Genomic DNA, 19,853 nt, shown 5'->3' with positions numbered 1-19,853 from the left:
GGAGGAGGATGTCCCATGGATGGTTCCGTCGGGGGCGCGTCGCGCCCTGGGATCACGCTCACCGTGGCGAAGAAGGCCGACCAGCCCTTCGTGAAGGGGCGGCGCAAATTCTTCCGCTACCGCGACCTCGGCGTCCAGGCCGCCACCGGCGGCAAGCTGCGCGCCCAGGTGATGGAAGCCATCACCGGCATGACCGAGCCGACCGGCTGGCACACCCATCAATGCGAGGCGCAGTTCATCTACATCCTGAAAGGCTGGGTGGATCTGGAATTTGAGGACGGCACCCGCACCCGCTCCGAGGCTGGCGATGCCATCCTCATCCCCGGCGGGATGAAGCACAACGAGATCGCGACCTCGGACGATGTCGAGATCCTGGAACTCTCGATCCCCGGCGACATGGCGACGCATCCCTGCGAGCCGCCCCCAAAGGCCTGACGGCAGGACGTGACGGCCGGGCCTGACCGGCAGGATTGACCGGCGCCGCGCCGCGCAGGCATCGTTCTGGAAGCAGGGAGGACAGAGGCCATGCAGGACCTCGACCGTGACAGCGTCACCGCGGAAGCGCTGGCCCAGATCGCCAGGACGCCCGATCCCCGACTGCGCGAGATCATGATGGCGGCGACCCGCCACCTGCATGAATTCGCCCGCGAGGTGAATCTGAAGCCGGATGAATGGCTGGCCGGGATCGCCTTCCTCACCGCGGTCGGCCAGGCCTGCACGCCCTTCCGGCAGGAATTCATCCTGCTCTCGGACGTGCTCGGCCTTTCCCGCCTGGTCAATGTCATGCACGATGCCGAGGGGCGCGAGGCGGCGGGGACCGAGACCAGCCTGCTCGGCCCCTTCTTCCGCGAGAAGGCACCCGAATTCGCCCCGGGCGAGAGCATCGCCGTGCACGACACCCAGGGGACCGAGGTGGTGATCTTCGGCCAGGTGACGGACAGCACGGGCCAGCCCGTGCCCGGCGCCGAGATCGATGTCTGGCAGACCAATGCCGAGGGCCTCTACGACCTCCAGGCCCGCGATGCGACAGTGATGGACATGCGCGGCCGCTTCCGTGCCGATGACCAGGGCCGCTTCCACCTGCGGACGGTGAAGCCGATCGGCTACAGCATCCCGATGGACGGGCCGGTCGGCCAGATGGTGCACCGGCAGAACCGGCATGGGATGCGGCCGGCGCATATCCATGTGCTGGTCGCCGCCCCCGGCTACCGCGATCTGGTGACGGCGCTGTATTTCGGCGACGACCCCAATATCGGTTCCGACACCGTCTTCGGCGTCTCGCAATCCCTGGTGATCCAGGAGGCGATGGGCCTGCCGGATTCGCCGCGGCCCGACCTGCCCGGCATCCGCTACGATTTCTGCCTTTCGCGCCAGGGCAGCGGGAATGACAGCGGCCGGGTGGGGGCGGATCCGTCACGACTGATGCCCGCGGCGGAGTAACCGCCGGAGGCCTGGGGAGGAAAATAAGAATGACCAGGATGACAAGGCGCGAGCTGGGCCGGCTCGCCGCCGGGGCCACGGTAATTGCCGCCGCCCCGGGCCTCGCCTTCGCCCAGCCGGCGAACCCGATCCGCATCGGCTATTCCATGTCACTCTCGGGCGGCCTCGCGCCGAATGGCCGCTCCTCTCTGCTCGCGCACAAGATCTGGCAGGAGGATGTGAATGCCCGCGGCGGCATCAATGGCCGCCCGGTCGAGCTGGTCTATTACGACGACCAGAGCGCGCCGGCGAATGTTCCCGGCCTCTATACCAAGCTGCTCGATGTGGACCGGGTGGACATCGTCACCTCTTCCTATGCCACGGTGATGATCGCGCCCTCCATGCCGGTCGTGATGCAGCGGGGCATGGCCTATGTCTCGCTTTTTGGGGCTGGGGTGAACGAGGCCTTCAAATACGACCGCTATTTCAGCATGAACGTCACCGGCGACGACATCCGCTCGACCTATGCGCGCGGTTTCTTCGAGGTGGCGGCGAAGCTGCCGACGCCGCCGCGGACGCTCGCCATCCTCGCGGTGGACAATGAATTCGCCCAGAAGGCCGCTGACAGCGCCCGCTTCCTCGGCCGGCAGCGCGGGCTGCGCATCGTCTATGACCGGTCCTACCCGCCGACCACGGTGGATTTCGCGCCGACCGTGCGGGCGCTGGCGGCGACGCGGCCGGATCTCGTCTTTCTCGGCTCCTATCCGCCGGATTCCAACGGGTTGCTGCGGGCGATCAGTGAGTTGCGGCTCTCGGCGCAGATGCTCGGCGGCGGCATGGTCGGGCCGCAGATCGCAGCCGTGCAGGCGCAGCTCGGCCCGATCCTGAACAACCTGGTCAATTGGGACGTCTATTCGAACGAGCCGACGATGGACTTCCCCGGCGTCCGCGCCTTCCAGGAGAAGTATCGGGCCCGCGCCGCAGCGGAGCAGGTGGATGTGCTGGGCAATTACCTCCAGCCCTATGCCTATGCGCAGATGCAGGTGATCGAACAGGCGCTGGCCCGCGTCGGCAAGCCGGACCAGGCGGCGCTGGCCGCCGACATGCATGCCAATGTCTTCAAGACCGTGGTCGGCGACCTCAAATTCGGCGCCAGCGGCGAATGGGCGGAGCCGCGCAACCTGCTGGTCCAGTTCCAGGGCATCACCGACGGCGACCTGGAGAAATACAAGCGGCCGGGCGCCAAGGTGATCCTCTACCCCGAGAGCCTGAAATCCGGGGAGCTGCGTGCTCCCTACGGCGCGCCGGCCTGAACCGATGGACGGCGGCGACCTGATTCTCCTGCTGAACGGGGTCGTCTCCGGCCTGCTGATCGGCGGCATCTATGCCGCCGCGGCCGCCGGCCTCGCCATCTCCTTCGGCATGCTCGACATCGTCAACATCGCGCATCCGGCGCTGATGGTGGCGGGCGGCTTCCTGACGGTGCTGCTCGGCACCGCGCTCGGCATCGACCCGCTGCTGGCGGCGCTGCTGCTGGCGGTGCCCTTCTACCTGCTCGGCACCGCCATCTATGCGATGTACCACCACTTCTTCGAACGGCGAGGAGATGAGGCGCTGCAAGGCCTCGCCTTCTTCTTCGGGGTGATGTTCATCATCGAGGTCGGGCTGGTCATGGCCTTCGGGCCGGAGCAGCGCTTCCTCGACCCCGCCTATGCCTATGTCACGCTCCGCCTCGGCGAGGTGGATGTGCCGCTGCGCATGCTGGTGCCGGGGTTGTTCGCCATGGCGGCGATCGGCGCGCTCTGGCTCTTCCTCCGGCGCAGCTTCACCGGCCTCGCCATCGCCGCCGTTGCCCAGGATGCCGAGGCGCTGCGGCTGATGGCGGTGAATCCAGTGCGGATCAAACGCTTCGCCTTCGGCCTCTCCATCGCGCTTGCGGCCATCGCCGGCGGGGCGCTGGTGGTGGTGCAGCCGGTGGAGCCTTCCTCCGGCCAGGTCTTCATCGGCCGGGTCTTCGCCGTCTGCATCATGGGCGGGATGGGCAGCCTGCCGGGCTGCATCCTCGCCGCCTTCCTGTTTGGCGTGGTGGAGAATGTGACGGCAACCTTCTACGGCCCCTCCTGGTCGCCGGCGGTCGCCTTCGGCTGGCTGCTGCTGGTGCTGGCCTTCCGGCCGCAAGGCCTGTTCGGGAAGCTGGCATGAGCGACGCCTCCCTGCCCCTCGCCCCGGCGCCGGCCGCGCTGCCGCGGGCCTCGCGTGGGCATCTGGCCTTCTGGCTCGGCGCGCTGGTGCTGGCCGGGCTGCTCTTCTTCGGGCTGCGGGCACTCGGCAACGACTACGCCTATTTTGCCGGCTACTTCATCCTGCAATATGTCGTGCTGGCGACGGCCTGGAACATCCTCGGCGGCTATGCGGGCTATGTGAATTTCGGCGCCGCCGGCTTCATGGCGGCCGGCGCCTATACCGCCATCGCGCTGCGGCAATCGACCGGGCTGGACCTGCTGCCGGGCATCCTCGCCGCGGCGGTGGTGGGGGCGCTGCTCGGCCTCGGCACGGGCTACCTCACGCTCCGGCTGCGCGGGGTCTATTTCTCCATCGCCACGCTCTGCCTCGCCGTCGTGCTGCAGACGCTGGTGGTGAACTGGGACTATGTCGGCGGCTCCCGCGGCGCCTATGTCGTCCGGCCGCGCGAAGTGGCGCCCTTCGTCAGCTATGGCGAATACCTGTTCCTGGTCATGCTCGGCCTCGCCATCATTGCCGTCGGCATCGCCCGCACGGTGGAGCTGACGCGGCTCGGGCGCGGGCTCCAGGCCATCCGTGACAACGAGAGGGCCGCCGAAGCGGTCGGCGTGCCGACCATGCGGCTGAAGCTGGTGGCGACCGCTCTCTGCGGTGCGCTGATGGCGGTGGCCGGGGCGCCGCTGCCCTATTACAGCGGCTACCTGAACCCGGAAGCCGCCTTCAGCCTGGCCTATGCGGTGAATGCCATCGCCATGCCGCTGATCGGCGGCGCCGGCACCTGGGCCGGGCCGGTGATCGGCGCGGTGCTGCTCGCCTCGCTCCAGCAGGCGGCGACGGTGACGATCTCCTCGGCGCTCAACCTCTGGATCGTCGGCTGGATGCTGGTGATCTTCGTCGCCGTGGCGCCGCGCGGCATCCTCGGCTGGTTCCGCCGGCGATGAGCGAGGTCCTTCTCCGTGCCGAGGGCGTCGGCAAGCGCTTCGGCGGCTTCACCGCGCTCCAGGCCGTCGATCTCGAATTGCGGGCCGGGGAGAGGCTGGGGCTGATCGGCCCCAACGGCTCCGGCAAGTCCACCTTCGTCAACTGCATCTCCGGCGATTTCGCGGCCCATGACGGAAGGGTGACGCTCGGTGGCCAGGCGCTGAACGGGCTGAAGCCGCATCGCCGGGCGCGGCTTGGCCTGGCGCGGACCTTCCAGCTGCCGCAGCCCTTCGCCAGCCTCTCGGTGCTGGAGAATGTGCGGGTGCCGGTGCTCTTCGCCAGCCAGCCCGGCTCCGCCACGGCGCGCGCCATGCAATGCCTGGAACAGGTGGAGATGGCCGGCAAGGCGGACTGCCTGCCGAAGGAGCTGACGCAGGTCGAGCTGCGCCGGCTGGAACTGGCCCGCGCCATCGCGCTGGACCCCAAGCTGCTGATCGCCGATGAGGCGATGGCGGGCCTGTCGAATGCCGAGGTGGACCAGATCCTCGCCCTGCTGTTCCGGCTGAATGCCGCCGGCACCGCCATCATCATGATCGAGCATATCATGCGCGCGGTCACGGCCTTCGCCGAGCGGCTGGTCGTCTTCGTCGCCGGCCGCAAAATCGCCGATGGCGCGCCGCGCGAGGTGCTGGCGCTCCGCGAGGTGGAGGATGCCTATCTTGGCCGGCAATAGCCTCCAGATCACGGGCCTCGATGCCGGCTATGGCGCGGTGCGGGTGTTGCAGGGCGTCTCGCTCAGCGTGCCGGCGGGGCAGACGGTGGTGCTGCTCGGCACCAACGGCAATGGCAAGACGACGCTGATGCGCAGCATCATGGGCCAGATCCGCGCCACCGCCGGCCGCATCCGCGCAGGCATCGAGGGACAGGAGACCGAGCTGGTCGGCCTTTCGCCCGAGCAGGTGGTGGAACTCGGCATCGTGCTGGTGCCGGAGGGGCGGCGGCTGTTTCCCCGGCTCAGCGTCGAGCAGAATCTGCGGCTGGGCGCCTACCGGGCGACGGCGCGGGCGGCGATGGGGGAGAATCTCGCGCTCTGCTACGAACTCTTCCCGCGCCTCGCGGAGCGCCGGGCGCAGCTCGTCGGCAGCATGAGCGGGGGCGAGCAGCAGATGGTGGCGCTCGGCCGGGCGCTGATGTCGGCGCCGCGCATCCTGCTGGTGGACGAGCCCTCGGTGGGGCTGGCGCCGATCATGGTGGCGCGGACGATGGAGATGATCGCCGAGATGAAGGCGCGGCTCGGCCTGACCGTGCTGATGGCCGAGCAGAATTTCCATCAGGCGGTGCGCTTCGCCGACCGCGGCTATGTCATCGTCCACGGCCATATCGAATTCGAGGCCGAATCCGCCGCCGCGCTGCATGACAATGACCTCGTGCGGCAGGTCTATCTGGGCCTTTAGTACGCCAAATACTCCGCGACACTGGCACAACACCGGACCGAGCATCGCTGCGTTGCAGCGGCACGACCGCGTGACCAGGGGCGAGACATGGTTTCAGGCTTGCGCCGGCCTGCGAGGCATCTCACCAACATCCTCTTTCTGACAGCGCCGCTGATCGGCTGCAGCGGCGGTCCGCTCGATCCGCATGGGCCGGTAGCGGGGCAGCAACGGCTGCTGATCTTCAATGCGCTCGCGGTCATGCTGGCGATCGTAATCCCGACCATCCTGGCGGCGGTCGGCTTCGCCTGGTGGTTCCGCGAGATCAATCCGCGCGCGAAGCGCCGGCCAGATTTCGTCTATTCCGGCCGGGTCGAGATCGTGATGTGGGCCATCCCGCTCCTCACCGTCACCTTCCTCGGCGGGCTGATCTGGACCGGCTCCTACGCGCTCGATCCCGGCCGTCGGCTTGAGTCGGATCGGCCGACGACGGAGGTGCAGGTCGTCGCCCTCGATTGGAAATGGCTGTTCATCTACCCGGAGCAGGGCATCGCCAGCGTGAACGAGCTGGTCGTGCCGGCCGGCGCGCCGGTGCATTTCGACATGACCTCGGCCAGCGTGATGAACACCTTCTCCATCCCGCAGCTGGGCGGGATGATCTACGTGATGAACGGCATGGTCACGCAGATCAATCTGCAGGCCGACCACCCTGGCGAGTTCTATGGCCGCTCGGCCCATTTCAGCGGCGACGGCTTCTCCGACATGAAGTTCACCACGCGCGCCGTGCCGGAAGCGGAATTCGCGCGCTGGGTCGAGACCGTGCGCGGCAGCGGACAGGCGCTCGACCGCGCCGCCTATACGGAGCTGATGCGTCAGAGCGTGCCGGACCGGCCCTTCACCTATCGCTCGGTCGAGCATGACCTGTTCGCGGCGGTGACCACCCAGCGCATCCCGCCTGCCCCCGGCCCGCGCAGCGGCCGCGGCGGGCCGGGCATCGAAGAGAAGGCGGAGAGATAGATGCTCGGCAAGCTCAGCTGGGATGCGATCCCCTGGGACCAACCGATTCCCCTGATCGCGGGCGGCATCGTCGGCCTCATCCTGCTCGGCGTCATCGCCTGGATCGTGGTGCGCGGATACCTGCCCTATCTCTGGCGGGAATGGATCACCAGCGTCGACCACAAGCGGATCGGCGTGATGTACACGCTGCTCGGCCTCGTCATGCTGCTGCGCGGCTTCGTCGACGCCATCATGATGCGCTCGCAGCAGGCGCTCGCCTTCCAGGCAGGCGGTTACCTGCCGCCGGAGCATTACAACCAAGTCTTCTCGGCGCACGGCGTCATCATGATCTTCTTCGGGGCGATGCCGGTCGTCATCGGGCTGATGAATTTCGTGGTGCCCCTGCAGCTCGGCATCCGCGACGTCGCCTTCCCGACGCTGAACTCCGTCAGCTTCTGGCTGACTGCCGCGGGCGCGCTGCTGGTGAACATCTCGCTCGTGGTCGGCGAACTCGCCCGCACCGGCTGGCTGCCCTACCCGCCGCTGTCGGAGGTCAGCTACTCGCCCGGCGTCGGGCCGGACTACTACGTCTGGGCCTTGCAGATATCCGGCATCGGGACATTGATGTCGGGAATCAACCTCGTCACCACCATATTGAAGATGCGCGCGCCGGGCATGGGCTATTTCCGCATGCCGATGTTCTGCTGGGCGGCGCTCACCTCCAACCTGCTGATCGTCGCGGCCTTCCCGATCCTGACCGCGACGCTGGCGATGCTGACCCTCGACCGCTATCTCGGCTTCCACTTCTTCACCAACGAAGCCGGCGGCAACATGATGATGTTCGAGAACCTCATCTGGGCCTGGGACCATCCGGAGGTCTACATCCTCCTGCTCCCGGCGCTCGGCATCTTCTCCGAGGTCATCTCCTGCTTCTCCGGCAAGCCGCTCTTCGGCTACCGCTCCATGGTGCTGGCGACGCTCTGGATCTGCCTCAACGGCTTCATGACCTGGCTGCACCACTTCTTCACCATGGGGGCAGGGCCGGGCGTCAACACCGCCTTCGGCATCTCGACCGCACTGATCTCGGTGGCGACAGGCGTGAAGGTGTTCAACTACATCTTCACCATGTATGGCGGGACCATCCGCTACACGACGCCGATGCTCTGGGCCATCGGCTTCCTCGTCGCCTTCGTCATCGGCGGCATGACGGGCGTGCTGCTGGCGGTGCCGCCGGCCGATTTCCAGCTGCATAACAGCCTCTTCCTCGTCGCCCATTTCCACAACGTCATCATCGGCTCGACCGTGTTCGGCGCCTTTGCCGGGCTGACCTTCTGGTTCCCCAAGGCCTTCGGCTTCAAGCTCGATGAGAGATGGGGCCAGCGCGCCTTCTGGTTCACCTTCGCCGGGCTCTGGGCGACCTTCCTGTCGCTCTACATGGCAGGCCTCCTCGGCATGACGCGGCGGATGCAGCATTACGACGTGCCGGAATGGCGGCCCTGGGTCCTGCTCGTCAGGGCCGGCACGGTGGTCATCTTCCTCGGCGTCGCCTGCCAGGTGATCCAGCTCGTCGTCAGCATCCGCAACCGGCACGCGCTCCGCGACGAGACCGGCGAGCCCTGGGATGGCCGCTCGCTCGAATGGTCCACCGCCTCGCCGCCGCCGGTCTTCAACTTCGCCTTCATGCCGAATGTGGAGAATGAGGAGCCCTACTGGACCATCAAGCAGCGCGCGGTCGAGACGCAGAACCTGGCGCAGGAGCCGGATTACGGCCCGATCCACATGCCGCGCAATTCCCCGACCGGCTTCATCTACGCCTTCTTCGCCACCTTCGTGGTCTTCGCCTGGCGGGACAAGCATGAGTATGAGATCCCGGCCGAGGAAGTGGCGCGCCTCGACCGCGAACGCCGCACGGCGCGGCAGGCCTGGCTGCGGGAGAGTGCCGTCCGCCTGGGCGAATCGGCATGAGCGGCGCCGACACCCTCTCCCCGCCGCGCAGCCGCGATCCCTACCGGCTCGGCAGCCGCCGCGACACTGGCGGGGGCGGCCATGGCGGCGGGCACCAGGATGAGGCCACCGGCCATGGCGAAGGCGGGCCTGCCTCGCCCCGCGTCATCGTCGGCTACGGCTTCTGGATCTTCCTCCTCAGCGACATCATCATGGTCGCGGCCTTCTTCGCCGCCTATGCGGTGCTGGCGCGGAACACCGCCGGCGGGCCGAGCGGGCGGGATCTGTTCGAGCTCGACCGGGTTGCGATCGAGACCGGCTGCCTGCTGCTCTCGAGCTTCACCTGTGGCCTCTCCAACGTCGCCGCCGATGCCCGGCACAAGCTCTGGACCGAGGCGGGGCTGCTGGCGACCGGATTGCTCGGCGCCGCCTTCCTGCTGCTCGAACTGCAGGAATTCGCCGGGATGATCGCGCAGGGCGCGGGGCCCGACCGCAGCGCCTTCCTCTCGGCCTTCTTCGCGCTCGTCGGCTGCCATGGCCTGCATGTCTTCGCCGGGCTGCTCTGGCTCGGCACCATGATGGCGCAGGTCTGGGTGAAGGGCTGGCAGCCCCACATCGTCCGCCGGCTGCTCTGCTTCAACCTGTTCTGGCACGCCCTCGACATCATCTGGGTCGCGCTCTTCACCGTCGTCTACCTGATCGGATCCGGCGCATGACGGACAGCACGCGCGAACACGCCCCCCGGGACGAGGATGACAGCGCCCCGGGCGATAGCGGGGTGGCGAAGGGGATCACCAGCTACCTCACCGGGCTGGGGCTGGCGGCGCAGCTCACCGTCGCCTCCTTCACCCTGGCAGGGACGGATTTCATCTATGGCCCGGGCCTGCCCACGGCGCTGGCGGTGCTCGCCATGGCGCAGATCGGCATCCACCTGGTCTTCTTCCTGCACATCACCACCGCGCCGGACAACACCAACAACGTCATGGCGCTGGCCTTCGGCATCTTCATCGCTTTCCTGATCGTCGGTGGCTCGATCTGGATCATGAGCCATCTGAACGGCAACATGATGCCGATGGACCACAGCATGCCGATGTAGGGAGGCTAATCCTCCACGGCATGCGCCTTGAGGTCGGCGAGCGCGCAGACCTCCAGCGCCGCCACATGCGTCGCCTCCAGCAGCACCCTGGGCGCAACGCCCGCCTGACGCGCTTCCTCCCAGCGGGCGGCGCAGAGGCACCAGCGGTCGCCCGGCTTCAGCCCCGGGAAGCCGTATTCCGGCAGCGGTGTCGAAAGGTCGTTGCCCCGCGCACGGGAGAAGGCGAGGAATTCTGCCGTGGCCTGCACGCAAACCACGTGCAGGCCCAGATCCTCCGGCCCGGTATTGCAGCAGCCGTCGCGGAAGAAGCCGGTCAGCGGCGCGACGGAGCAGGGCAGCAGGGCGCCGCCCAGCACATTGGTCGGCGGGTTCTGCCGGGGGCCTTCCCGCCGCGGACCGAACCCGCCATCCATCGCCTCAGGCCGCCGCGCGGATGGCGGCGGCGAGCACCGCCTCGCTGACGCCGCCCGAGAAGGTCTCGAAATTCTTCTCGAACAGCCCGACCAGCTTCTTCGCCGTCGCGTCATAGGCCGCCTTGTCGGCCCAGGACTCGCGCGGGTTCAGCACCTCGGCCGGGATGCCGGGAAGCGATTTCGGGATCTGCAGGCCGAAGAAGGGGTCGGTCACGTATTCGACCCCGGCCAGCGACCCATCGAGCGCCGCCCGCAGCAGGGCGCGGGTGTGCTGGATGGACATGCGCTTGCCCGTGCCGTAGGCGCCGCCGGACCAGCCGGTGTTGACCAGCCAGCAATCCGCCCCGTGGCGCTTGATCAGCTCCTCGAGCAGCTTGCCATAGACTTCCGGGTGCCGCGGCAGGAAGGGCGCGCCGAAGCAGGTGGAGAAGGTCGCCTGCGGCTCCTTGCCCAACCCCTTCTCGGTGCCGGCGACGCGCGCCGTATAGCCCGAGAGGAAGTGGTACATCGCCTGCGCCGCCGAGAGCTTGGAGATCGGCGGCAGCACGCCGAAGGCATCCGCCGTCAGCATCACCACATTCTTCGGCAGGCCGGCCTTGCCGGCCTTCACCGTATTGGGGATGAACTCCAGCGGATAGCAGGCGCGGGTATTCTCGGTCAGCGAGCCATCGTTGAGGTCGAGATTGCCGAGCTCATCGCCAACGACGTTCTCCAGCACCGCGCCGAAGCGGTGGGCGGCGTCCCAGATCTGCGGCTCGGCCTCGCGCGAGAGGCGGATGACCTTGGCGTAGCAGCCGCCTTCGAAATTGAAGACGCCGGCATCGGACCAGCCATGCTCGTCATCGCCGATCAGGCTGCGCTCCGGGTCGCTGCTCAGCGTGGTCTTGCCGGTGCCCGACAGGCCGAAGAACAGCGCGGTGTCGCCGCCCTTGCCGAGATTGGCGCTGCAATGCATCGGCAGCACGCCCTTCTCGGGCAGCAGCCAGTTCATCACGGTGAAGATCGATTTCTTGATCTCGCCGGCATAGGAGGTGCCGGCGATCAGGATCGTCTTCGCCGCAAAGGAGAGCGCGATGCAGGTGCTGGTGCGGCAGCCATCCTCGGCCGGGTTCGCCTCATACTCAGGGGCGTGCAGGATGGTGAAGTCCGGCGTGAAGCCGGCCAGCTCCTCCTGCGGCGGGCGGATGAACATGTTGCGGGCAAACAGCGCGTGCCAGGCATTGGTCGTGACCAGCCGCACCTTGATGCGGTGCGCGGGATCGGCGCCCGCATAGAGGTCCTCGGTGAACAGCTCCGGCCGGGCGCCGAGCCAGGTGCGGACCTTGGCGGCGAGGCCGCGGAATTTCTCCGGCGCCATCGGCTGGTTGATCTTGCCCCACCAGACCTGCTCATGGACCTCGGGGTCGTCGACGACGAACTTGTCCTGGACCGAGCGGCCCGTATGGACGCCGGTGACCGCCATGAAGGCGCCATCGGCGGACAGCCGGCCCTCGCCGCGGCGGAGCGCATGCGCGTAGAGGCCTGCGGCGGTCAGGTTGGCATGGATGGTGGCGGCCGTCTCCACACCGGTCCCGGTGAGGGCGGTCTCGGGCGCAGGCATTCAGTATCCTCCACAGGGTCGGCAATCGCGCCCAGGCTTCGCCCAGACGAAGGCAAGAGAAATTCGCCTCGATACAAGGCCAAATTACGGCGCCATGACAGGCGGGGTCAACGCGCCTGCCCGCACATTGGCGCCAGCGCTCTCAACCCAAGCGGGCACGTCCCTCGCGCGCCGCACGGACCAGTTCGGCCCGCACCCCGCCGGGATCGGCGACGGGCCCCGAGAAGGCCAGCCGCCGTACGGTATCACCCATCGCCAGATCGGTCCCATCAACATCGACCGAGACCATGCGCCAATCGCCGGCCGGCCCACCGAGCAGCCCGGTGGCGATGGCGGCCAGGGCATCCGCGTGGTCGGCATTCACATGGCCGATGATGTCCCCGGCCGTGGCCGCGATGGCGGCGACCGCCTCCGGCGCCGGCAGCAGGTCGCCGAGGCGAATGCGGTGCGCCCGGGCGAAGCCGGCGACCAGCAGCGCCCCGCCGGGCCGGATGCGCCAGAGGGCGAAATCACCGAAATCGGCATAGAAGGCGGCATAGGGGTGCCGGGCCAGCCAGCGGGCCTTCAGCGCCGGCGCCTCCTCCTCCGGCACCGGCTCGGCGAGGCCGGTCAGCGTCACCCGCGGCGCGGTCTGCGGATTCGCCTCCTCCGGCGTGCCGGTGACGAGCAGGGCGCAGCGCGGCTCCGCCCGGAGCTGGCGGGTATGTTCCGACAGGGAGGAGAGCAGCAGCAGCGGCGCCCCGTCCGGGGCGGTGGCCGGGGTCACCAGGCTGGCGAAGGGCTGCCCCTCCGCCTGGGTGGCCAGAGTCGCGGCGGTGGCGGCGCGGAGCAGGCGGCGCGCCTCGAAGCCCAGGGAATCCGTTGCCATCTCGATCCTGTCCGGGTTGTGCCACAATGCGGCACTATATGGGGTGTTCTCAACCGCGACGACCACAGGCGGAGACCCGACCATGCCCGCGACGATCGCCCTGGTGGACGACGACCGCAACATCCTGACCTCCGTCTCCATGACCCTGGAGCAGGAGGGTTTCACCGTCCGCACCTATACGGATGGCGAGAGCGCCCTGCAGGGCCTGCTGGCGCGCCCGGCCGACTTGGCGGTGCTGGACATTAAGATGCCCCGCATGGACGGGATGGAGCTGCTCCAGCGCCTCCGCCAGCGCAGCGCCATGCCGGTGGTGTTCCTGACCTCCAAGGACGAGGAGGTGGACGAGCTGATGGGGCTGCGCCTCGGCGCCGACGACTACATCACCAAGCCCTTCAGCCAGCGGCTGCTGCTGGAGCGCATCCGCGCCCTGCTGCGCCGCAACGAGGCGAGCCGGGCCGAGGGCAGCGGCACGCCGCAGGGCGGCGTCATCGTCCGCGGCGACCTGGTCCTGGATGAGACCAAGCATACCTGCCACTGGAAGGGGACCGACATCCAGCTGACGGTCACCGAATTCCTGCTGGTCAAGGCGCTGGCGATCCGCCCCGGCATGGTCAAGAACCGCGACCAGCTGATCGATGCCGCCTATGGCGAGAACATCTATGTCGATGACCGGACCATCGACAGCCATGTGAAGCGGGTGCGGAAGAAATTCCGCGAGGCGGATTCGGACTTCGCCCAGATCGAGACCCTCTACGGGATCGGCTACCGCTACAAGGAAAGCTGAATTTCCGGGGTGATCGACCTTCCGCCGGGAGACCTCGCACCGCGCGCGCTGCGTGATCCGGCCGTCCTGATGCGGCGCCGCGCCCTGCTGGCGGCGCGGCCCCGGCACATGGCGCGGCTCATCGACTACGTGGCGGGCCTCAAGGCCCGGCAGCCGGATTGGGAGGTGCCGGACCTCGATCCGGCCAGCGGCGGAGAGGACGCCCGGATCCTGTTCCTGTTCGAGAAGCCGGGGCCGATGACGGCCCATGGGCGCGGCTCCGGCTTCATCTCGATGCACAATGACGACCGGACTGCGGAGGCGACCTACCGCTTCGCCCTGGAGCGCAACCGGCTGCCCTTGGCCTGCTGCCTCGTCTCCAATGTGATCCCGTGGTGGGATGGGACCCGGGCGATCAGCCCGCTGCAGCGCCGGCTGACAGCACCGGCGATTGTCGGGCTGCTTGGCCTCCTGCCCCCTCTGCGCGCCCTCGTGCTGGTCGGCGCGACAGCGCAGCGTGCCTGGGACCGCAGCGGCCTGCCGCTGCCGGACGGTGTCGGGCTATGGCGATCGGCGCATCCGAGCCCGCAGGTCTATGCCGGCTACCGCGAGCGGTGGGAGGCCATTCCGTCTTGCTGGCCGACGGCTGAAGCCTTGGATCAGTCGGCATTGCCCCGATGCACCCGCCGGTAGGGATGCGCCGGGTAGGCCCCCAGCACCTTCACCTCGCGGGAGAAGAATTCCAGCTCCTCCAGCGCCCGCGCCAGGTTGGCGTCGTCCGGGTGCCCGTCCACATCGGCCAGGAACTGCGTCGCGGTGAATTCGCCATCCAGCATGTAGCTTTCCAGCTTGGTCATGTTCACCCCGTTGGTGGCGAAGCCGCCCAGCGCCTTGTACAGCGCCGCCGGGATGTTTCGCACCCGGAAGACGAAGGTGGTGATGCAAGGGCCGCGGAACGGCGCCGCCTTCTCCCGCGAACAGACATAGAAGCGCGTGGTGTTGTGCGCCGCATCCTCGACATTGCGCCGCAGGATCTCGAGGCCATAGGTCTCGGCCGCCAGCGCGCTGGCGATCGCCGCATCCTCCACGCCGCCGCGTTCGGCGATGATCTGCGCCGCGCCGGCCGTATCGGCCTCGATCACCGGGGTCAGCGACAGCTCCGCCAGGATGCGCCGCACCTGGCCGAGCGCGACCGGGTGGCTATGCGCCCGCTTCAGCGTCGCCAGCGTCGCCCCGCGCGGCGCCAGCAGGCAGTGCTCCACCCGCTCGAAATGCTCGCCCACGACCGAGAGGCCGCTTTCCGGCAGCAGCCGGTGGATGTCAGGCACCCGGCCGGCCAGCGAATTCTCGCAGGGCAGCATGGCGAGACCCGCCGCGCCGCCGCGCACCGCATCCATCGCCGCCTCGAAGCTCGGGCAGGGCAGGGTGGTCCAGCCGGGATAGGCGGCGCGGCAGGCGAGGTCGGAATAGGCGCCGGGCAGGCCCTGGAAGGCGATCACGTCGGTCATGGGGTGCCCTTGGGGGATGCCGTTGCAACTGGGGTCCGCGGCTTCTAATCGAGGCCCCGAAGGGGCGCAAACAGGGGGCAGGGGCATGGAGGCATTCATCGCGGCAGCCGAGGCGGCGGCCGAGGCGGCCGGGGCCGTCATCCGCCCGCTCTTCCGCTCCCCCCTGCTGGTGGAGGCGAAGGGCGATGCCAGCCCCGTCACCGAGGCCGACCGAGGCGCCGAGCGGGCGATGCGCGAGGTCCTCGGCGCCCGCTTCCCCGACCACGGCATCTGGGGCGAGGAATACGGCGCCGACCGCGCCGAGGCCGAGTATCTCTGGGTCCTGGACCCGATCGACGGCACCCGCGCCTTCGTCACCGGCCGGCCCCTGTTTGGCACGCTGATCGGCCTGCTGCATCGCGGCGTGCCGGTGCTCGGCCTGATCGACCAGCCGGGGATCGGCGAGCGCTGGATCGGCGCCGGGGGCCAGCCCACCCGCTTCCGCTCGCCCCTCGGCGGGGCGGCCGGCTGCCGCCCCTGCGCCCGGCTGGCCGAAGCCGAGCTCTCCTGCACTAGCCCCGACATGTTCGAGCCTGGCGACCGGCCGGGTTTCGAGCGGCTGCGCGGGGCGGCCCGCCGGGTGACCTGGGGCGGGGATTGCTATGCCTATGGCCTACTCGCCCTCGGCCTGGTCGATGTGGTCGCCGAGAGCACGATGAAACCCTGGGACTGGGCGGCGCTGGTGCCGGTGGTGGAGGGCGCCGGCGGCTGCGTGACCGGCTGGCGCGGGGAGAGGCTGACGCTGGAGAGCGATGGCCGGGTGCTGGCCCTCGGCGACCCGGCGCTGCTGCCGGAGGCGGTCGGACTGCTCGGCGGCTGATGGTTGCCGCCGGCGGGGGGAACCCCCATCCTCCCGCCATGGATCGCCGCACCCTCCTCGCCTCCGGCCTCGCCCTTCCGCTCCTCCGGCCCGATGCGGGCACGGCGCAGACGGCCCCCCAGGCCGCGACCCGCAGCCACGCCCTGTCGCTGCTGGGCGACCCGGCCCTGCCGGCCGGCTTCACCCATTGGCCCTGGGTGAACCCGGATGCGCCGAAGGGCGGCGAGATCGCGCTGACCGCGCTCGGCAGCTTCGACAGCTTCAACCAGTATGTCCTGCGCGGCACGGCGGCGGTCGGCCTCGGCAATCTCTACGACACGCTGCTGAAGGAAAGCTCGGACGAGGCGAGCACCGAATACTGCCATCTGGCCGGCGCGATCGAGCAGCCGGCGGACCGCATGGGCGTCACCTTCGAACTGCGCCCCGAGGCGCGCTGGCATGACGGCAAGCCCATCACCGCCGAGGATGTGGTCTGGACCTTCGAAGCCCTCCGCACCCAGGGCCGGCCCTTCTACCGCGCCTATTGGGCGGATGTGGCGGAGGTGGTGGCCGAGGGGGCCCGCCGCGTCACCTTCCGCTTCAAGACCAACCAGAACCGGGAGCTGGCGCTGATCCTCGGCCAGATGCCGGTGCTGCCGAAGCATTGGTGGGCCGGCCGCGACTTCGCCCGGCCGCTGCTCGACCCGCCGCTCGGCTCCGGCCCCTATCGGCTGGAGCGGTTCGAGAACGGCCGCAGCCTGGTCTATCGCCGCGTTGCCGATTACTGGGCCAAGGATCTCCCCACGGCCAGGGGCACGGCCAATTACGACGTGATGCGCTACGAGTATTTCCGCGACAGCACCGTGGCGCTGGAAGCCTTCAAGGCCGGGCAGATCGACTTCCGCACCGAGAACATCGCCAAGGACTGGGCGACCGCCTACGACTTCCCCGCCATGCAGCGCGGCCTGGTCAAGCGCGACGAGATTCGGCACGAGCTGCCGACCGGCATGCAGGCCTTCGCCATGAACCTGCGCCGGCCGCTGTTTCAGGATGCCCGCGTCCGCCGGGCGCTGATCGAGGTCTTCGACTTCGAATGGATGAACGCCAACCTCTTCTACGGCAGCTACACGCGGACGACCTCCTACTTCTCCAATTCCGAACTCGCCTCCTCCGGCCTGCCGGAGGGGCGGGAGCTGGAGATCCTGCAGGCCTATAAGGGCCGCGTCCCCGACCGGCTCTTCACCGAACCCTACAAGCTTCCCGTCACCGACGGCTCCGGCAACAACCGCGAGGGGCTGCGCCGCGCGCTCGACCTGCTGCGGCAGGCCGGCTGGACGGTGAAGGACCGCAAGCTGGTCAATGCCGAGGGCCAGCCTTTCGCCTTCGAGATCCTGCTGAACGGCCCGAGCTTCGAGCGCATTGCCCTGCCCTATGTGCAGAACCTCCAGCGCCTCGGGATGGAGCCGCGCATCCGCACCATCGACCCGGCGCAATACCAGGTGCGGATCGACGCCTTCGACTACGACATGACGGTGGACGGCCAGGGCCAGTCCCTCTCGCCGGGCAATGAGCAGCGGGATTTCTGGACGGGCGCCAAGGCGCAGGAGCATGGCAGCCAGAATGTTGCTGGCATCGCCAACCCGGTGGTGGATGAGCTGGTGGAGCTGGTCATCGCCGCGCCGAGCCGCGAGGAGCTGGTCGCCCGCACCCGCGCGCTGGACCGCGTGCTGCTCTGGAACGACTACATGATCCCGCAATGGCACAGCCGGACCTTCCGCGTGGCCTATTGGGACAAATTCGGCCGCCCGCCGCGCAATCCGAAATACGCCCTGGCCATCGACAGCTGGTGGATCGAGCGCAACCGCGAGGGCAGCGTCGAGCAGGGCAAGCGCGAGGCGAAGCCGCAATAGGATGGGCGCCTATCTCCTCCGCCGCCTGCTGCTGGTGGTGCCGACCCTGCTCGGCATCATCCTGATCAATTTCGCCGTGGTGCAATTCGCCCCCGGCGGCCCGGTGGACCAGATGCTCGCCGAGCTGAAGGGGCAGGGCGGCAGCACCCTCGGCCGCCTCTCCGGCGAGGGCCAGGGCGAGACCACGCGCCCGCCGGCGAACCAGGGTTCCAACGAGAGCAGCCGCTATCGCGGCGCCCGCGGCCTCGACCCCGCGGTGGTGCGGGAGATCGAGCGTGCCTTCGGCTTCGACAAGCCCTGGCCGCAGCGGCTCGGCGAGATGCTCTCCGGCTATGCCCGCTTCGATCTCGGCCGCAGCCTGTTCCAGGACCGGCCGGTGACGGAGCTGATCCTGCAGAAGATGCCGGTCTCCATCTCGCTCGGCCTCTGGTCCACGCTGATCATCTACGGCGTCTCGATCCCCTTGGGGATCCGCAAGGCGGTGCGCGACGGCAGCCGCTTCGACCTGGCGACCAGCGCCGCCGTGCTGGTCGGCTATGCGATCCCGGGCTTCCTCTTCGCCATCCTGCTGGTCGTGCTGTTTGCGGGAGGGAGCTTCGTGCAGTGGTTCCCGCTGCGCGGCCTGCTCTCGCCGGGGCTGGAGGGTGCGCCTTTCCTGACGCGGGCGGCGGATTATGCCTGGCACATGGTGCTGCCGACCATCGCCCTCGTCATCGGCGGCTTCGCCGGACTGACCATGCTGACCAAGAACTCCTTCCTCGAGGAGGTGAACAAGCAATACGTCGTCACCGCCCGCGCCAAGGGGGCCGGGGAAGGGCGCGTGCTCTACGGCCATGTCTTCCGCAACGCGATGCTGCTGATCATCGCCGGCTTCCCGGCGGCCTTCATCGGCATCCTCTTCACCGGGGCGCTGCTGGTCGAGATCATCTTCTCGCTCGACGGGCTCGGCCTGCTCGGCTTCGAGGCGGCGATCCGCCGCGACTACCCGGTGATGTTCGGCACGCTCTACCTCTTCACCCTGCTCGGCCTGGTGATGCAGATCCTGGGCGACTTCGCCTATACGCTGGTGGACCCCCGCATCGATTTCGAATCACGCGGCTAGGGCCAGCGCGGCCGAGGAGGTGTCGGCATGGCGTTGTGCCAGCGCCGTGGCCGCCCCGGCATCGCCGGCGAGGATCGCCTCCAGGATGCGGACATGCTCGTCCCAGAAGGGGCCGAGCCTGGTCGGCACCCCGCCCAGCAGCATGATGCTGCGCCGGACATGGTGCCATTGCATCCGCGCCGCCGCCGCGATCAGCAGGTTGCCGGCCAGCCCGTAGATGAAGTCGTGGAAGGTGAAATCGGCCTGCGCCATGGCGCGGAGATCGCCATCCTCCACCGCGGCACGGCCCTCCCGGATGATGCGCTCGCCCATGGCCCGCTCCGCCGCCCCGGCGCGCTGCGCCGCGAGGCCGGCCGCGGCACCGTCCAGCGCCGCCCGCATCTCGTAGAGCTGGCGGGCGAATTCGCGGCCGAGTGGCGCCACCACCAGGCCGCGCCGCCCGGTCTCCACCACGAACCCCTCCTTGCGGAGCTGCTGCAGCGCCAGATGCACCGGCTGGCGGGAAGTGCCGAGGCGGATCGCCAGCTCGTCCTGGATGAGGCGGGTATCGGGCGGGAGGGTGCCGTCGCAGATGGCATCGCGCAGGCTTTCATAGACCGTATCGGTCATCTGCGGGGTCGGCGAGAGCCGCGGCATGGTGGAGGCGATCACGGCAGGACTCTTTATTTTACTACGGCCGCGGAACCAGGTTCCGTATACGCCAAATCCGCAACGAAATACCAGCACGACAACAGGCCCGGACGAGCCGGCTTGTCCCCGCCCGCCGCCCCATGCTTTAGGAGATGGAGGCAACCGCCAGCAGGG

General features: G+C 68.7%; 21 protein-coding genes. 16 read left to right on the top strand and 5 right to left on the bottom strand.

Annotated features, from left to right (window positions below; genetic code table 11):
- The first annotated feature begins 15 nt into the window (after positions 1-15).
- The 11 genes from JMJ55_RS09390 (at position 16) to cyoD (ending at position 10,047) form a co-directional block, all read left to right on the top strand.
- A complete protein-coding gene (locus tag JMJ55_RS09390; protein ID WP_202825269.1) occupies positions 16-435 on the top strand; it encodes a cupin domain-containing protein in 420 nt (139 codons plus the stop codon).
- 90 nt (positions 436-525) lie between these two features.
- Entirely contained in the window at positions 526-1,440 is a 915-nt protein-coding gene (locus JMJ55_RS09385; RefSeq protein WP_202825268.1) for a dioxygenase family protein, read from the top strand.
- Positions 1,441-1,469: 29 nt separating this feature from the next.
- Entirely contained in the window at positions 1,470-2,732 is a 1,263-nt protein-coding gene (locus JMJ55_RS09380) for an amino acid ABC transporter substrate-binding protein (RefSeq protein ID WP_202825267.1), read from the top strand.
- 4 nt (positions 2,733-2,736) lie between these two features.
- Entirely contained in the window at positions 2,737-3,621 is an 885-nt protein-coding gene (locus JMJ55_RS09375) for a branched-chain amino acid ABC transporter permease (protein WP_202825266.1), read from the top strand.
- The gene (locus tag JMJ55_RS09370) at positions 3,618-4,601 is read left to right on the top strand and encodes a branched-chain amino acid ABC transporter permease (RefSeq protein WP_202825265.1); all 984 of its coding nucleotides are present in this window, start codon (positions 3,618-3,620) and stop codon (positions 4,599-4,601) included. Before JMJ55_RS09375 ends, JMJ55_RS09370 begins: the two co-directional genes overlap by 4 nt.
- On the top strand, positions 4,598-5,314 hold the full coding sequence (locus JMJ55_RS09365) for an ABC transporter ATP-binding protein (RefSeq protein WP_202825264.1): 717 nt from the start codon (positions 4,598-4,600) through the stop codon (positions 5,312-5,314). Before JMJ55_RS09370 ends, JMJ55_RS09365 begins: the two co-directional genes overlap by 4 nt.
- Positions 5,301-6,035 carry an ABC transporter ATP-binding protein gene (locus tag JMJ55_RS09360; protein WP_236033543.1) on the top strand — a complete coding sequence of 245 codons (735 nt, stop codon included), beginning with the start codon at positions 5,301-5,303 and terminating at the stop codon, positions 6,033-6,035. Before JMJ55_RS09365 ends, JMJ55_RS09360 begins: the two co-directional genes overlap by 14 nt.
- Before the next feature lie 87 nt (positions 6,036-6,122).
- A complete protein-coding gene (cyoA, locus tag JMJ55_RS09355) occupies positions 6,123-7,028 on the top strand; it encodes a ubiquinol oxidase subunit II (RefSeq protein ID WP_236033542.1) in 906 nt (301 codons plus the stop codon).
- The gene (locus JMJ55_RS09350) at positions 7,029-8,972 is read left to right on the top strand and encodes a cbb3-type cytochrome c oxidase subunit I (protein WP_202825261.1); all 1,944 of its coding nucleotides are present in this window, start codon (positions 7,029-7,031) and stop codon (positions 8,970-8,972) included.
- On the top strand, positions 8,969-9,667 hold the full coding sequence (locus JMJ55_RS09345) for a cytochrome c oxidase subunit 3 (RefSeq protein WP_202825260.1): 699 nt from the start codon (positions 8,969-8,971) through the stop codon (positions 9,665-9,667). The genes JMJ55_RS09350 and JMJ55_RS09345 overlap by 4 nt, the downstream gene beginning before the upstream one ends.
- Complete coding sequence (gene cyoD / locus JMJ55_RS09340; RefSeq protein ID WP_202825259.1) at positions 9,664-10,047, top strand: cytochrome o ubiquinol oxidase subunit IV; 384 nt, start codon at positions 9,664-9,666, stop codon at positions 10,045-10,047. The genes JMJ55_RS09345 and cyoD overlap by 4 nt, the downstream gene beginning before the upstream one ends.
- 5 nt (positions 10,048-10,052) lie before the next feature.
- Here cyoD and JMJ55_RS09335 read toward each other — a convergent pair whose 3' ends face one another.
- The 3 genes from JMJ55_RS09335 to JMJ55_RS09325 all read right to left on the bottom strand — a co-directional run bounded on the left by JMJ55_RS09335 (position 10,053) and on the right by JMJ55_RS09325 (position 12,928).
- The gene (locus JMJ55_RS09335) at positions 10,053-10,460 is read right to left on the bottom strand and encodes a DUF2237 family protein (protein WP_202825258.1); all 408 of its coding nucleotides are present in this window, start codon (positions 10,458-10,460) and stop codon (positions 10,053-10,055) included.
- A 4-nt stretch (positions 10,461-10,464) separates the two neighbouring features.
- Positions 10,465-12,060, bottom strand: coding sequence for a phosphoenolpyruvate carboxykinase (locus tag JMJ55_RS09330; protein WP_202825257.1), 1,596 nt, complete (start codon positions 12,058-12,060; stop codon positions 10,465-10,467).
- Between the two features lie 142 nt (positions 12,061-12,202).
- The gene (locus JMJ55_RS09325; protein WP_202825256.1) at positions 12,203-12,928 is read right to left on the bottom strand and encodes a HugZ family pyridoxamine 5'-phosphate oxidase; all 726 of its coding nucleotides are present in this window, start codon (positions 12,926-12,928) and stop codon (positions 12,203-12,205) included.
- A gap of 82 nt (positions 12,929-13,010) precedes the next feature.
- Here JMJ55_RS09325 and JMJ55_RS09320 point away from each other — a divergent pair, with 82 nt between their 5' ends.
- Both JMJ55_RS09320 and JMJ55_RS09315 read left to right on the top strand, forming a co-directional pair.
- The gene (locus JMJ55_RS09320) at positions 13,011-13,712 is read left to right on the top strand and encodes a response regulator transcription factor (RefSeq protein WP_202825255.1); all 702 of its coding nucleotides are present in this window, start codon (positions 13,011-13,013) and stop codon (positions 13,710-13,712) included.
- Between the two features lie 9 nt (positions 13,713-13,721).
- Positions 13,722-14,384: a uracil-DNA glycosylase family protein gene (locus JMJ55_RS09315; RefSeq protein WP_202825254.1), complete on the top strand. Its 663-nt coding sequence runs from the start codon at positions 13,722-13,724 to the stop codon at positions 14,382-14,384.
- On the opposite strand, the gene JMJ55_RS09310 is transcribed toward JMJ55_RS09315, so the two are convergent.
- Entirely contained in the window at positions 14,351-15,199 is an 849-nt protein-coding gene (locus JMJ55_RS09310; protein ID WP_202825253.1) for a prephenate dehydratase, read from the bottom strand. The two genes, JMJ55_RS09315 and JMJ55_RS09310, sit on opposite strands and share 34 nt — an antisense overlap.
- Positions 15,200-15,284: 85 nt before the next feature.
- Between JMJ55_RS09310 and hisN the strand changes: the two genes are divergently transcribed.
- Genes hisN through JMJ55_RS09295 form a run of 3 tightly spaced genes read left to right on the top strand, consistent with a single transcriptional unit; the run spans position 15,285 to position 19,049 of the window.
- Positions 15,285-16,058 (top strand): histidinol-phosphatase, encoded by a 774-nt coding sequence (hisN, locus tag JMJ55_RS09305; RefSeq protein WP_202825252.1) that lies wholly within the window; start codon positions 15,285-15,287, stop codon positions 16,056-16,058.
- Positions 16,059-16,096: 38 nt separating this feature from the next.
- A complete protein-coding gene (locus JMJ55_RS09300; RefSeq protein WP_202825251.1) occupies positions 16,097-17,947 on the top strand; it encodes an extracellular solute-binding protein in 1,851 nt (616 codons plus the stop codon).
- Position 17,948: 1 nt separating this feature from the next.
- Positions 17,949-19,049 (top strand): microcin C ABC transporter permease YejB, encoded by a 1,101-nt coding sequence (locus JMJ55_RS09295; protein WP_202825250.1) that lies wholly within the window; start codon positions 17,949-17,951, stop codon positions 19,047-19,049.
- On the opposite strand, the gene JMJ55_RS09290 is transcribed toward JMJ55_RS09295, so the two are convergent.
- Complete coding sequence (locus tag JMJ55_RS09290; protein WP_202825249.1) at positions 19,038-19,700, bottom strand: GntR family transcriptional regulator; 663 nt, start codon at positions 19,698-19,700, stop codon at positions 19,038-19,040. The two genes, JMJ55_RS09295 and JMJ55_RS09290, sit on opposite strands and share 12 nt — an antisense overlap.
- Positions 19,701-19,853 lie beyond the last annotated feature (153 nt).

The organism is Belnapia mucosa (assembly GCF_016775475.1).
GTDB lineage: Bacteria > Pseudomonadota > Alphaproteobacteria > Acetobacterales > Acetobacteraceae > Belnapia > Belnapia mucosa.
Note: the sequence above shows the minus strand (reverse complement) of the source record. Positions and strands in the feature narration are given on the sequence as shown.